Source organism: Ruegeria sp. AK11 (genome assembly GCF_056541095.1).
Window position 1 is genome coordinate 25776 of sequence record NZ_JBQFXU010000007.1, and the last position, 14290, is coordinate 40065.

Genomic DNA, 14290 nt, shown 5'->3' on the forward strand with positions numbered 1-14290 from the left:
ATTAATCATAAATGGTATGAGCAAATTCGATTTCATTGACCTCGACGGCAAGGTTCTACGCACTTTTTTGACGATACTCGAGGAAAACTCGGTCTCGAAAGCCGCAGATCGGCTGGGGGTTACGCAATCTGCGATCAGTCATACTCTGGCCAAACTGCGGCAGGTCCTGGGCGACCCGCTGTTTGTTCGCTCAGGTCAGGGTCTGACGCCAACCGAACGCGCCCTGTCCCTGAAAGAGCCTGCGCAAAAGGTACTGGACGGGATGCGCGCGCTGACCGACGGCCGGCCGTTCGATCCTTTGTCGGAACAGATCAACATCCGCATCGCCACCAATGACATGCCACGAGAGCTGATCTTTCCATGGTTGCTGCGTGACACACGCGCCGAAGGCGCGCGCCTGCGGTTGGAATTCATCCCATCGGGTGTGCCCGACCCCGAATTGTTGCGCAGCGACCGGTGCCAGTTGATGCTAACCCCGCTGCCGCCCGACGGACCGGATATTTTCCAGAAAAGACTGATCGAAAGCCCGCTGATGGTGTTCTACGACGCCACGCAACGCACGCCCCCGGACAGCTGGCAGGACTATTGCCACAGCGACCATGTCGAAGTGCGCTTTGCCGATGGCCGAAACGCCCGTGCCGTTATGCGCGGCGTTGATCAAAGCCAGATCAATCCTGCGGTTGTAACCCTGCCGCATTTCAACGCGATCCCGGCCTTTGTGCAGGGCAGCGACCTGATCTCGACAGATACGGCACTGATGAAACAGGGCCCACTTGCCGCGCTGGATTGCGCACCTTTACCCTTCGCCTGTCCCCCTGTGTCCATCTACATGGTCTGGCATCAAAGATCGGCCAATGACCCCGCCCACCGCTGGTTACGCGACCGGATAGAAGCCATCGCAGCGTCCCTTCAGACCTGAGACAGCCGTCAGCTGCGCATAACAAAGGCCAGGTTCGGCTGCGGGACACGGTTACGAGTACTCAACAAAACGGATTGGTCAAACCGCAATTCATTCGCCATCCTGAAACCAAATCAAAACGGAGACGTCAGATGGAGAAAGTAGCACTGATCACAGCAGGCGGCAGCGGCATGGGCGCGGATTCCGCGAGGCGGCTGGCCGCGGACGGTTTCAAGGTCGGGATTCTGTCATCCTCGGGCAAGGGCGAAGCGCTGGCGCATGAGTTGGGAGGCGTCGGTGTAACCGGCTCGAACCAGTCCACGGAGGATCTGCAAAAGCTTGTTGATGCGGCCATGGCCCATTGGGGGCGTATTGACGTTCTGGTCAATTCCGCTGGTCACGGCCCCCGTGCCCCGATCCTTGAGTTGACGGACGAAGATTGGCACACCGGTATGGATGTCTATTTCATGAATGCCGTCCGCCCCTCGCGGCTTGTGACGCCGATCATGCAAGCGCAGGGCGGTGGATCGATCATCAATATCTCAACCTTCGCTGCATTCGAACCTGACCCGGTTTTCCCGACCTCAGGCGTGTTTCGCGCCGGGCTGGCCGCGTTCACCAAACTGTTCTCGGACAAATACGCTGCCGAAAACATCCGCATGAACAACATCCTGCCCGGTTTCATTGACAGCCTGTCCGAAAAAGAAGAATTCCGCGCGCGCATTCCCATGGGGCGCTATGGGCGCAGTTATGACGAGGTCGCCTCGGTCGTTGCCCTGCTGGCATCCGAAGGCGGTGGCTACATCACCGGGCAGAATATCCGGGTTGATGGTGGCATCACCCGCTCGGTCTGAATTCAGATCCGCGCCTTTATCAGATGCGTCAGCGCCGCGCCGGATTCAAAAAAGGCGCGGCGCACGCGCGTCCAGCTTTCGCGATGCTCATGCACCGCAGGAACGGGCAAAAGCGAAAGCTCACCTGCAAGAAGACTTTTGGCCATCATTCGACCGAACACCGTGCCGGGGCCAATACCACGGCCGGAATATCCGTGCGCGGCCAGAGCGTTGGGGCCAATCTGCGTGATTTTCGGGATATGGTCCGAGGTCATGGCAATCCGCCCGTGCCAACCCTGTTCAAACGGCTGATCGGCAAGCTGAGGATAAAGCTCAGCCAGTTTGCGTCGGACCCATCCGGTATGCACACTGCGTCCTGCATTCCCCAGATCGCCCATGCCGCCAATGATCATCCGCCCCGCCTGATCCAGCCGGAAGGACGTCATGATCAGCCCGGTATCCCAGCACCCTTCTGCCTGCGGCAGGATGCTGGCGCGCAGATTATGCGACAACGGGGTCGTTGCGTATTGAAAGTAATAAACGGGAACATAGGCAGGCGCAGTATCTGGCAAGCCAAGGTGATAGGCGTTGGTTGCCTGAATGACGGACCTCGCCCGTACGTTCCCGCCCGGTGTCGTCAATACCCATTGCCCACCTTCGTGCCGAAGGGTCTGTACCGGGCTTTGTTCATGGATCTGCGCCCCGGCCTGAGACGCGGCACGCGCCAATCCCATGACATAAGCCAAGGGTTGTATGGTTCCTGCGCGAGGATCGAACAACGCCCCATGGAAGGCATCGCTACCGGTCCGGTCACGGGCCTGATCCACCGATAGCAGTGCTACCGGCGCGCCGGACCCGCTTAGCTGCGCGTGGCGCGTTTGCAGGTTCTTCAGCCCCGAGGCGGAATGCGCGCAATGCAGGGTTCCGTTGCGAATGGGTTCGCATGTGATGCCGTGTTCTTCGATCAGGGAAAAAACGTCCGACGGTGCCTTGCCCAGCAGATCGATCAGGCGATCGCCAGCCTCTGCACCGATATGCGCGCGAATGTCATCCGGTGGCAGCCACAGCCCGGCATTGACCAGACCGACATTGCGCCCCGACCCGCCAAACCCGATCTTCTGCGCTTCAAGCAAACAGACCGAAGCGCCGGTACGGGCCGCCGTCAAAGCGGCTGAACAGCCGGTAAATCCGCCACCTATGATGGCCAGATCAACGGTTGTGTCACTGCTCAGCGGCAGAGCTGTGACTGCTTCGGTACATGTAGTCCGCCACAGGGCTTGTTCGGGATCGTTCACGTCAGACCTCTGAGTCTTGTCGGCGGATCATCATACCGCTGCACGTCCTTTGCAAGTGGGCAACTGCGGTCGGGTCAGCAACAAAAAAACCCCGCAAGCACGGGCCTGCGAGGTCCAACAGAAGCGAATAGTCCGTTAGGAATGGTGACATCAGGCAAGAGGCCGCCCAGATACCTTCAAACGTCGAGCGACCGTGCAATCACCTCTTTCATGACCTCGTTCGTGCCGCCGTAAATCATCTGCACGCGCGCGTCTGCATAGAGGCGGGCAATTGGATATTCCATCATAAAACCGTAGCCACCGAACAGTTGCAGACATTCGTGCATGATTTCGTTCTGCACCTCTGACCCCCAGTACTTGGCCATCGAGGCGGTTGCCGCGTCCAGTTCGCCTGCCTCCAGCTTGCCGATACAGTCATTGACGAAACTGCGCAGCACCTCGGCCTTGGTCTTGCATTCCGCAAGCTTGAAACGTGTGTTCTGAAAATCCATCACCCGCTGACCGAACGCTTTGCGCTCCTGCACGTACTTTACCGTTTCGGCAATGGCAAAATCGATCGAACCCAGCGCCATGATCGCGATATTCAGCCGTTCCCACGGCAGTTGCTTCATCAGCTGGTAAAACCCCTGCCCTTCCTCGGGGCCCAACAGGTTTGTCATCGGCACTTTGACATCTTCGAAAAACAGCTCGGCCGTGTCGTTGCCCTTCATCCCCAGTTTCTTGAGGTTGCGCCCCCTGCGAAACCCCTCGGCCCCTTCGGTTTCGACCACGATCAATGACACACCCCGCGCGCCCTCGGACTTGTCAGTCTTGGCGGCCACGATGATCAGATCCGCCGTCTGGCCATTCGTGATGAAGATTTTCGAGCCATTCAGCCGGTAGGAGTTTCCGTCCTTCTCGGCCGTTGTGCGCACAGCCTGAACATCCGAGCCGGTGCTAGGTTCCGTCATGGCAAGTGCGCCGACCATCTCACCCGAAGCCAGTTTGGGCAGCCATTTCCGTTTCTGATCTTCGCTGCCATAGGCGGTAAGATAGTGGGTCACGATCGACTGAATACCATAGCCCCAGCCAGCGTCGCCCCGTGCACCCTGTTCGTACGCGGTGATGGCGTCAAAGCCCATACCGCCGCCGACGCCGCCATATTCTTCGGGGATTGCACCAGCCATCAGGCCGGTTTCACCAGCCTTGCGCCAGAAGTCGCGATCAACGGCCCCGTTTTCAACCCAGGCTTCGATATTCGGTGACAGTTCATCATCCATGAATCGGCCAGCCATATCCGCAAACATGCGGTGTTCGTCAGTGATCCATGCCGCGGTCGAAGTGAAAAGTGACATCAAAGGCTCTCCAATCTGTCTTTCGCGAAAGCCTAGCGTTCAGCCCGATTCCCGCCAATCCACGTGACGTGGCGTTCCGACTTCGAACAACGCAACGTTTCTTTGCTAGGTAACTTTAAGAACCTGCTTGTTTTAAAGGAAATTAACTCAGCGCCAATGCCAGCAAATGCTGTGCCGCATCTCTGGCGTCTTCCGCAGGATCACAATTCTTGAGCAAAACCGCAGACACAATTGCCCCTTCCTGCAACAATACGATCTGGCTCGCGAGTTTCTGAGGATCACGCGCACCAGCCTGTTCGGCGACGGACGTGAAATGCTCCAGCAACAGCTGTTTATGTTCGGCTGCCTGCACATGGATCGGATGGTCTGTTTCCTGATATTCTGCCCCGGCCTTGATGAACATGCAGCCCCGGAATCCATCTTCCTCGAACCATTCTTTCAAGGCATCAAAACTGACGATGAGTTGCTCGGCCGGTGTTTCTGCCATCTCTTCGATGCGCCGATAGAACCACTCGCGAAAATTCTCATCCCGCAGACGCAGAGCGGCTACAATCAGGTCTTCTTTAGTGCGGAAATGTTTGTACATCGACGTTTTCGAAACGCCCGTTTCCGCCACCAGCTTATCCATGCCGGTCGCGTGAAACCCGTCGCGATAAAAAACCTTCAGGGCTTTGCTGACAAGTTCATCCCGTTTGTTTGGACGCATGATTCGGCTCCATGGTGTACCGTTCTGTACATATTACCCCGAAACATGAAGTACAACCGGCCTAACTCAAATCATTGTTTTCATTAGAATTCATGGCTCGCCCTGAACCGCGCGAAATATTTTCTGCTTTTCCTCTTGCAAAAGTTAACAGATCGGTACACCTTATTGGAAAGTTAACCGATCAGTACACCAGAGGATTTGACCGATGAAACGTCGCGCCAGCATATTCCCCCCTCAGTACGTTCCATTTCTTCTGACACTGGCCATTCTTGCCGCTTCTCTAACCTGAAAGCCCCCTGCACCATGTCTCGACCCCCTCTTCCCCCGTTCACGTTGGAAACTGCCACGCAAAAAGTGCGCATGGCAGAGAATGCCTGGAACAGCCGCGATCCCGACCGCGTCACCCCCGCATACACAGATGACAGTCAGTGGCGAAACCGGGCGGAATTTCTGTCAGGGCATGACGAAATTCACGCCTTCCTAAGCCGTAAGTGGCACAAGGAACTGGACTATCGGCTGATCAAGGAACTCTGGGCCTTTACCGGTAATCGCATCGCAGTGCGTTACGCTTACGAGTGGCACGACGATAGCGGTCAGTGGTTCCGGTCATATGGCAACGAGAATTGGGAATTTGCCGAAGACGGACGCATGTCGCATCGGCATGCCTCGCTGAATGATCACCCCATAGCCGAAAGCGACCGCTTGTTTCATTGGCCATTGGGTGAACGCCCCGATGACCATCCCGAGTTGTCTGATCTGGGTCTTTGAAAGGACATACTGTGCCGCGTGCGTTTTCAGAACTGACCTTCACCCCAACCGTCCGCGCCCATCAGGAGCGGATGGGATCGGCAAAAACCTATGCCAAATTCATTGAAGGTGGCCCGCAACAGGGCCATCTGATCGGGGAACCCGAAAAACAGTTCATTCAGGCGCGCGACGGGTTTTATCAATCCTCGGTGTCTGAAACAGGCTGGCCTTATGTGCAGTATCGGGGCGGGCCGGTCGGGTTTCTTAAGGTGCTGGGGCCGCAAACCATCGGATATGCCGATTTTTCAGGCAACAGACAGTATATCTCGCGCGGAAATCTGGATGGCAACGATCGGGTCGCGATGATCCTGATGGATTATGCCAATCAACACCGTTTGAAGATCCTGGGGCGTGTCGAATTCACGGAAGGTCAAGCAGCGGCAGCCAGCTTGTATCCGGAGGGTGCCGAAGCCCCCGCAGAGCGGGCCGCGATCATTCGAGTTGAGGCGCTTGACTGGAACTGCCCACGCCACATCACGCCGCGTTTCACCGAAGCCGAACTGCGCCCGCATCTAAACAGTTTAGGCCAGCAACTGGCCCAGTTGCAGGCCGAAAATGAAAGGCTGAGACAAGAACTGTCAAAGCTCTCGTGATGCGCAAGACACCGCAAACTTTGTTGAGTATTTACAGGGAATAATCCAATGGTTCGTTCGGTCTTTCAGCTTTCTGCGGCGTGCCTTGCCGGAGCAGCCCTGATCCTTATGATCATGATGTTTGGTTTTTTTGTCTCACCCAGCGCCGTCCGGACGTCACCACCTTCTGTGTTCAGCACCATCCTGTTCAACCATTTGCAGCAATAGCAATGCTGCGCGTTCAACCGCGACTGGTCTGAACCATCGCTTCGATACCGGCTGCACAAAAATCGATCAGGCGTTCCACCTCTGACACTCCGCCGCCTTGCGACAAAGCCCCGACCCGCCAGCCACTGTTGAGATGCGCCAGCATTGCCGACACGGAATAAACCTGGCCGCTGGCCAGCAGCGCAGGGTCAACATCCGGATAAAGCGCAGCGATTTCGTCGATAAAAAGCCGGGCGGTCGGGTCGAAACACTCAGCCGCGATATCGCGCCAGCGGGGATCGACCGAGACATGCGCCACAAGGCGCCCATACGCCATCCATCCCGAACCACCTGTTTCTGCCAGTTCCACATAGGGCCGGATAAAACTGTCCAGAATGCTGCGCAATGTTAGTGGACCTGCTTTTCTTGCCTTGGCCAGCGCATCGGTTCTGATTTGTGCCAGCTTGCCCGCACGGCGTTCGATCGCTCGAAAAAACAGCTCCTCCTTGCCGCCGCCATGGTGATGAACAAGGCCAACCTGAACCCCTGCAAGCGCAGCGATATCGCGGATCGACGCGCCTTCGAATCCGCGTTCGGCAAAGACTGTTTCGGCCGCGTCCATGATCCGCGCTTTGGTTTCCAAAGATCGCTTGGACGGTGCCCTTTGTCTTGGCTTTTCTACGTTTTTCAGCGTCATAAAATTCACCTTGCCTTATTTTGGTCGTTCGTTCAATTTAAACCTCGCGAACTTTGGGAGGGTTCATGACAGAAACGCGCGACACATTCGCCCTGATTGGGGCGGGGCCAATGGGTTTGGCCGCGGCCAAGGTGCTGAAAGAACAGGGGATCGCATTTCAGGGGTTTGAGTTGCATTCGGATGTGGGCGGTCTGTGGGATATCGATGCCCCACGATCAACCATGTACGAGTCGGCGCACCTGATCTCATCCAAGCGTATGACCGAATTTGCGGATTTCCCCATGGATGACGCGGTTGCCGAGTACCCCTCGCACCGGGCGATGTGCGACTATTTCCGCGCATTTGCGGACCGTTTCAGGTTGCGAGAGGGTTACAGATTCAATGCAGAAGTCACTCAGGTCGCTCCGCTGGGCAATCCGGGTGACGGTTGGCGCGTGTGCTGGCGGGATCAGGATGGCACCCATCAGGCCGAATTCGCCGGCGTACTCATTGCGAACGGTACCCTGTCGGAACCTAATATACCCAGCTTTCCGGGTACATTTGACGGCGAGTTGATCCATGCCTCGCAATATCGGTACCCAAGCCAATTCGACGGCAAGCGTGTGCTGGTCGTGGGCGCAGGCAACTCCGGCTGTGACATCGCCGTCGACGCCATCCACCACGCGAAACGCTGCGATCTGTCGATGCGGCGCGGGTATTATTTCGTCCCGAAATACGTCTTTGGCAAACCCGCTGACACAATAGGTGGAAAGATCCGTCTGCCGATGTGGCTGAAGCGTAAGGTCGACAGCCTGATCCTTGGCTGGTTTGTCGGCGATCCACAGAAATACGGCTTTCCCAAACCGGATTACAAGCTGTACGAAAGCCACCCCGTGGTGAATTCGCTGGTCCTGTATCACGCAGGCCATGGCGATCTGAGCATCCGCCCGGATATCGACCGGCTGGAGGGCCACACCGTGCATTTCAAGGACGGCTCCTGCGACGACTATGACATGATCCTCGCCGCGACCGGATACAAACTGCATTACCCGTTTATCGACAAGGGCCTGCTGAACTGGCAGGGCGACGCCCCGCATCTGTATCTGAACACGATACATCCCGAACGGGACGATCTGTTCGTGCTGGGCATGGTCGAGGCCACGGGCCTGGGCTGGCAGGGCAGGCACGAGCAGGCCGAGATGGTGGCGCGCTACATCAAGGGGCTTCGACACGGCTGCCCCGTGGCAGCCGATCTGCACGCAGAAAAGCAAAAAGGTTATACGCGCGCCACCGGAGGCATGAACTATATCGACCTGCCCCGCATGGCCTATTACGTGGACAAGAATACCTACAGAAAGGCTGTCACCGGCTGGATCGACCGGCTGGGGAAGGCCGCCGCATGAGTGGTATTGACCAGATCACACTGAATTTCAGTCCGGCGTCTCTGACGCTGTTGAATGCTATTCTGGCAATCGTGATGTTCTCGATTGCCATCGACCTTACGCCTCGGGATTTTGACCGTTTAAGGCGCGCACCCAAACCAGTGGTTGTCGGATTGTTTTCACAACTCGTCGTCCTGCCTGCGCTGACCTTTGTGATGGTGTGGATTGCAGCACCGCAACCGTCAATTGCGCTTGGCCTGATCCTTGTCGCGGCCTGCCCAGGGGGCAATATCTCGAACTTCATCACCCACCGCGCGGGCGGGAATGCAGCGCTTTCGGTGTCGATGACAGCCTTCGCCACCATCTGTGCGATCTTCATGACACCTTTCAATATTGCGCTTTGGGGTGGGCTTTACCCACCGACCCGCGCAATCCTGCAACAGACCCAGATCGACCCAATGCAGATCGCAATCCTGGTCGGTCTGATGCTGATCCTGCCGCTGGTTCTGGGAATTACGCTGAATCAACGCCTCCCCGCCTTGACGGCACGGTTGCGCGCACCGCTGCAACTTCTGTCGATGGGTATCTTTGCTGGGTTTATCGTACTTGCTCTGGCTGCCAACTGGGGGTTTTTCCTTGGGTTTGCCGGGGCTGTTGCCGGGCTTGTAATCCTTCACAATGCCCTGGCGCTGGGGGGCGGTTGGGTTGTGGCCACTCTGACCGGGCTGTCCCCCTTCGATCGCCGCGCCATCACCATTGAGACCGGCATTCAGAACTCCGGGCTTGGGCTCGTCCTGATCTTTGCATTCTTCAACGGTCTTGGCGGCATGGCCGTGGTCGCTGCATTCTGGGGAGTATGGCACGCTATCTCGGGCCTGGCTTTGGCTTCGGTCATGGCACGAACCGAGGCCGCGCGATGACCCGCATCCTGATTACCGGCGCTGCCGGGATGGTCGGGCAAGCGCTGTTGCCCGAACTTGTTGGGCACGAGGTCTTTGCAACCGATCTGAAACGCCCGGTTAACCTGCCGGAAGACGCCTCATATTTGTCCATGGATGTTACAACCGACGCTCCTGCACGTGTGATTGCCAAGGTGAATCCGGATGTGATTGTGCATTTGGCTTCAGTCGTGACGCCGCCGCCGAAGATGGGGCGCGCGACAGCCTATGCTGTCGATGTCGAAGGCACGCGAAATGTGGTGAATGCCGCCATCGCAAACGGGGTGCGCAGACTGGTTGTTACGTCTTCCGGTGCCGCTTATGGCTATCATGCAGACAATCCTGTGCCGTTGCGCGAAGGCGATCCATTGCGCGGCAACCCCGAGTTTCCTTATTCAGATCACAAGCGTCAGGTCGAAGAGATTTTGGCCGAAGCCCGCAGAACCGCCCCCGATCTTGAGCAGGTTGTTCTGCGTGTGGGTACGGTTCTGGGAGCCGGAACCGAGAACCAGATCACCGCCCTGTTTCGAAAGCCCCGGTTGCTGGCGGTGTCCGGCAGCGAAAGCCCGTTTGTCTTTATCTGGACCCGGGACCTGGCACGCATCCTTCAGCGCGCAGCAACCGACGGGCCAGCCGGGATTTACAACGTCGCCGGTGACGGCACGATGGGCGTGAACGACTTGGCGCGCGCCATGGGAAAGCCGGTTCTGCGCCTACCCCCCTGGGTGCTGAAAGCGGCCCTAGCCTTGGCGCGCCCACTGGGTTTATCTCGCTATGGGCCGGAACAGGTAAGGTTCCTTCAATATCGGCCAGTTCTGGATAATTCTGCCCTGAAATCTGAATTCGGCTATACGCCTGAAAAATCCAGCGCCGAGGTTTTTGCGCTCTGGCAACGGCAGGCCGGGTTATGAAAACCGCGGTCATCTCTGGCGGTGCGGGCGGTTTGGGACAGGCTTTAAGCCGTGCATTGCAAGCCCGTAGGTGGCGGGTGGTGCTGTTAGACCTTGATGTGTCCGGTCTGCAAACAGAACCGAACCAACTGCCAATTGCCTGTGATCTGACTGACCCCGAACAGCTTGCCAACGCAGCTCAAAGGGCGATCACGTCAAGCGACAGCATTGATCTGGTCATCTACAACGCCGGGGTTACGCAAATTCGGGGGTTTGACCAGTCCGACACGGCCAGTCACCGTGCACTGTTTGATATCAACTATTTTGCAGCCGTTGAGATGGCTCGCGTATTTTTGCAGCCTCTCCGCGCGTCAAAGGGAACACATCTGGCGATCTCGTCGGTGGCTGGTTTCGCTCCGCTCTGCCATCGCACGGCTTATGCAGCCTCAAAACACGCGCTTGAGGGTTTTTTCAAATCGCTTCGATCCGAAGAAAAGCCACATGGCGTTCAGGTTCAGATTGCAGCGCCGTCTTTTGTGGCCACCAACCCCGGCAACGCAATGGAGCAACCCGATGGAACCGCGCGCCCCGGATCGGCCAAGGACGGAATGGACGAAATGAGCCCCGAGAGCGCCGCCGTGGCGATCCTGCGCGGACTGGACAAATCGCAGCCCATGATCCCGGTCGGACGCGTTGCACACATATCGTGGTGGCTCAACCGTCTGTCACCACGCCTGTATCAGCGCTTAATGGAGCGTAACATGCGCGGGCCGGGATCGTAGAATTTTGCCGCGACCCCCTTGACCTTCCCGTCACTGGAACCCCCATCTGGAGGGCAGAAAACCACGTGGGATGAGTCGCATGGCGCAAAAAGCACTGACAGAACTGAAAGTCACCGGCATGGGATGCGCGTCCTGTGTGGGCCGTGTCGAGGCTGCGCTGCGTAATGTATCTGGTGTTGATGCGGCCTCGGTCAATTTCGCGACCAAGACGGCGCAGGTGGAATTTGACGGGCCGGTTTCGGCCCTGACATCGGCGCTGGATGCAGCCGGCTATCCGGCTGAAACAAGTCAAGCGGATCTGAGCATCGAGGGCATGAGCTGCGCATCCTGCGTTGGTAAGATCGAGCGTGCGTTGGCATCCACCGCTGGCGTAATTGAAGCACAGGTCAATCTGGCAACTCGGACGGCCACGGTGACTTACGCGACAGCGGCAACTACACCCGAGGCGCTGGCACAGGTTATTACCGGAATTGGATACCCCGCGCGTATCCAAAGTGTTGCCGAACCAGAAAGCCGGGAAGACGACGAAATTCAGCGGCTAGCCCGTTCCACAATACTGGCAGCGGCACTGGCCCTCCCCGTATTCACTCTTGAGATGGGCGGGCACGTGATCCCCGCCTTCCACCATTGGATACAGGCGACCATAGGAACGCAGACGAGCCATTTGATTCAATTTGCCCTGACCTCGGCTCTGCTGATCGGACCGGGCCGTGTGTTTTACCGCAAAGGTATCCCGTCGCTGATGCAGGGCACGCCGGACATGAACGCGTTGGTAGCACTTGGGACCGGCGCGGCTTATCTGTATTCGGTCACGGCCACTTTCGCGCCCGACCTGCTGCCGCAGGGTACGGCCAATGTCTATTTCGAAGCGGCCGCGGTGATCGTGGTTCTGATCCTTCTCGGCCGGTTGATGGAGGCACGCGCCAAAGGCAAAACAGGGGCTGCGATCCGAAAACTGGTGGGTTTGCAACCAAAAACCGCACGGGTCGAACTGGACGGACAGATACAGGACCGGCCAATCGCCGAAATCGTTGTCGGAGATATCCTGCACATCCGCCCCGGCGAGCGTGTACCGGTGGATGCCGAAGTGCTTGAAGGCACCTCTTACGTTGATGAGAGCATGATCACGGGCGAGCCTGTGCCTGTTGGCAAGTCGGTGGGAGCGCCTGTTGTCGGCGGCACCGTGAATGGCACCGGCGCTCTACGGGTAAGCGCCACCCGGGTCGGTGGCGACACGGCTCTGGCACAGATCATTCGTATGGTGCAGCAGGCGCAGGGCGCGAAACTGCCTATTCAGGGGTTGGTGGATCGGATTACCTATCGCTTTGTTCCTGCGGTCATCGCTGTTGCGGTGATCACCGTCGCGCTCTGGCTGATCTTCGGCCCCAGCCCGGCCCTTCCCCTTGCGCTTGTCGCAGGTGTTTCAGTTCTGATCATCGCCTGCCCCTGCGCAATGGGGTTGGCGACCCCAACCTCGATCATGGTGGGCACCGGGCGTGCGGCAGAAATGGGCGTTTTGTTCCGCAAGGGGGATGCGTTGCAACAGCTTCAGCAGGCGCGCGTCGTCGCGTTGGACAAGACCGGAACCCTGACGCTGGGGCGCCCCGAACTGGACAGCGTGACAACGGCTAAGGGGTTTGACCGGGAGGAGGTTCTACGGCTGACCGCAGCCCTTGAGGCAAGGTCGGAACACCCGATCGCTTCCGCCATCACCCGAGCGGGGCCCGCGACACTGCCAGAGGCATCGGATGTCCGTTCGCTTACCGGGCTTGGCCTGCAAGGGTTGGTCGAAGGCCGCGACGTGTTAATCGGGTCGCACCGGTTGATGCAGCAGAGTGGGATCACCCTTGGAGCTCTGACGGATGAGGCCGAAACCCGTGCCGCTCAAGGGGCAACTCCTCTGTTCGTGGCTCTGGATGGGCAGGCGGCGGCCACTTTGTCCGTTTCTGACCCGATCAAGCCCGGCACAGTGGAGGCGCTGGACCGGTTGCACCAAATGGGGCTAACCGTGGCCATGATCACCGGTGACAACGCGCGCACGGCGCAGGCTCTGGCCGACCGGCTGGGGATTGATCATGTCACTGCCGAGGTACTGCCTGATGGCAAGGTAGATGCAATAACGGCTTTGCGGGACCGGTTCGGAGTGCTGGCCTTTGTCGGTGACGGGATCAACGATGCCCCCGCTCTTGCGGCGGCTGATATCGGCATCGCCATCGGTACCGGCACGGATGTGGCCATCGAAACAGCCGACGTTGTCCTCATGTCCGGTGATTTGCGGGGCGTCGCGAATGCGACCGAGATCAGCCGCCGGACAATGAAGAATATTCGCCAGAATTTAGGCTGGGCCTTCGGATACAATGTCCTACTGATACCGGTGGCTGCCGGTGCGCTGTACCCGTTTGGCGGCTATCTGCTGTCCCCTGCACTGGCAGCTGGCGCAATGGCACTGTCGAGCGTTTTTGTGGTCTCAAACGCGCTGCGCCTGCGCCGTATTCGCGCCAGCGTGCCGGAAACATCAGGTACGGCCACCAAAGAGGTGCACGCATGAACATCGGAGATGTTTCCGCCCGCACCGGCCTGCCCGCCAAGACGATCCGGTACTATGAGGACATCAACCTGATCAAACCGATGCGCGACGACAATGGCTATCGCCGGTTTCGCGACCAGGACGTGCATAAGCTGAATTTTCTGGGCCGCGCCCGGGCTCTTGGGTTCACCATCGAGGATTGCCGGACCTTGCTGGCGCTCTACGAAGATGAAACCCGTGCCAGTGCCGACGTGAAACAAGTTGCACGCGACCATCTTGTTCAGATCGAAACCAAGATCGCAGACCTGAACGCCATGCGCGATACGCTAAGCCACCTGATCGACGCCTGCGCCGGGGACGACCGGCCCGATTGCCCAATCCTGCGGGATCTGGGTGGGAAAGGCTGACTTGGGGTTGCCCTTTGGGCGCAGCTTTGCTTTGTC

Annotated in this window: 14 protein-coding genes; 10 read left to right on the forward strand and 4 right to left on the reverse strand. The window is 58.2% G+C overall.

Annotation, left to right across the window (positions count from 1 at the left end):
* Positions 1-16 precede the first annotated feature (16 nt).
* The gene (locus ACR0D9_RS15000) at positions 17-919 is read left to right on the forward strand and encodes a LysR family transcriptional regulator (RefSeq protein ID WP_480482132.1); all 903 of its coding nucleotides are present in this window, start codon (positions 17-19) and stop codon (positions 917-919) included.
* Positions 920-1050: 131 nt separating this feature from the next.
* Positions 1051-1752, forward strand: coding sequence for an SDR family oxidoreductase (locus ACR0D9_RS15005; protein WP_480539256.1), 702 nt, complete (start codon positions 1051-1053; stop codon positions 1750-1752).
* 2 nt (positions 1753-1754) lie between these two features.
* Here ACR0D9_RS15005 and ACR0D9_RS15010 read toward each other — a convergent pair whose 3' ends face one another.
* The 3 genes from ACR0D9_RS15010 to ACR0D9_RS15020 all read right to left on the reverse strand — a co-directional run bounded on the left by ACR0D9_RS15010 (position 1755) and on the right by ACR0D9_RS15020 (position 5066).
* Positions 1755-3026: an NAD(P)/FAD-dependent oxidoreductase gene (locus ACR0D9_RS15010; RefSeq protein WP_480539258.1), complete on the reverse strand. Its 1272-nt coding sequence runs from the start codon at positions 3024-3026 to the stop codon at positions 1755-1757.
* Between the two features lie 176 nt (positions 3027-3202).
* The gene (locus ACR0D9_RS15015) at positions 3203-4360 is read right to left on the reverse strand and encodes an acyl-CoA dehydrogenase family protein (RefSeq protein ID WP_480487661.1); all 1158 of its coding nucleotides are present in this window, start codon (positions 4358-4360) and stop codon (positions 3203-3205) included.
* A 142-nt stretch (positions 4361-4502) separates the two neighbouring features.
* Positions 4503-5066, reverse strand: a complete 564-nt coding sequence (locus ACR0D9_RS15020) for a TetR/AcrR family transcriptional regulator (protein WP_267366610.1) — start codon at positions 5064-5066, stop codon at positions 4503-4505.
* 303 nt (positions 5067-5369) lie between these two features.
* On the opposite strand from ACR0D9_RS15020, the gene ACR0D9_RS15025 reads away from it, so the two are divergent.
* Entirely contained in the window at positions 5370-5834 is a 465-nt protein-coding gene (locus ACR0D9_RS15025) for a nuclear transport factor 2 family protein (RefSeq protein WP_209504702.1), read from the forward strand.
* Between the two features lie 11 nt (positions 5835-5845).
* Positions 5846-6466, forward strand: a complete 621-nt coding sequence (locus ACR0D9_RS15030; RefSeq protein ID WP_480487659.1) for a pyridoxamine 5'-phosphate oxidase family protein — start codon at positions 5846-5848, stop codon at positions 6464-6466.
* A gap of 220 nt (positions 6467-6686) precedes the next feature.
* On the opposite strand, the gene ACR0D9_RS15035 is transcribed toward ACR0D9_RS15030, so the two are convergent.
* Positions 6687-7349, reverse strand: coding sequence for a TetR/AcrR family transcriptional regulator (locus ACR0D9_RS15035; protein WP_480539260.1), 663 nt, complete (start codon positions 7347-7349; stop codon positions 6687-6689).
* Positions 7350-7414: 65 nt separating this feature from the next.
* Here ACR0D9_RS15035 and ACR0D9_RS15040 point away from each other — a divergent pair, with 65 nt between their 5' ends.
* The 6 genes from ACR0D9_RS15040 to cueR all read left to right on the forward strand — a co-directional run bounded on the left by ACR0D9_RS15040 (position 7415) and on the right by cueR (position 14254).
* Positions 7415-8731, forward strand: coding sequence for a flavin-containing monooxygenase (locus tag ACR0D9_RS15040; protein ID WP_480539262.1), 1317 nt, complete (start codon positions 7415-7417; stop codon positions 8729-8731).
* Entirely contained in the window at positions 8728-9630 is a 903-nt protein-coding gene (locus ACR0D9_RS15045) for a bile acid:sodium symporter family protein (RefSeq protein WP_480482148.1), read from the forward strand. Before ACR0D9_RS15040 ends, ACR0D9_RS15045 begins: the two co-directional genes overlap by 4 nt.
* Positions 9627-10559, forward strand: a complete 933-nt coding sequence (locus ACR0D9_RS15050; RefSeq protein WP_480539264.1) for an SDR family oxidoreductase — start codon at positions 9627-9629, stop codon at positions 10557-10559. Before ACR0D9_RS15045 ends, ACR0D9_RS15050 begins: the two co-directional genes overlap by 4 nt.
* Positions 10556-11320 carry an SDR family NAD(P)-dependent oxidoreductase gene (locus tag ACR0D9_RS15055; protein WP_480482152.1) on the forward strand — a complete coding sequence of 255 codons (765 nt, stop codon included), beginning with the start codon at positions 10556-10558 and terminating at the stop codon, positions 11318-11320. Before ACR0D9_RS15050 ends, ACR0D9_RS15055 begins: the two co-directional genes overlap by 4 nt.
* Positions 11321-11399: 79 nt before the next feature.
* Entirely contained in the window at positions 11400-13868 is a 2469-nt protein-coding gene (locus ACR0D9_RS15060) for a heavy metal translocating P-type ATPase (protein WP_480487645.1), read from the forward strand.
* Positions 13865-14254, forward strand: coding sequence for a Cu(I)-responsive transcriptional regulator (gene cueR / locus ACR0D9_RS15065; protein WP_209504709.1), 390 nt, complete (start codon positions 13865-13867; stop codon positions 14252-14254). The genes ACR0D9_RS15060 and cueR overlap by 4 nt, the downstream gene beginning before the upstream one ends.
* Positions 14255-14290 lie beyond the last annotated feature (36 nt).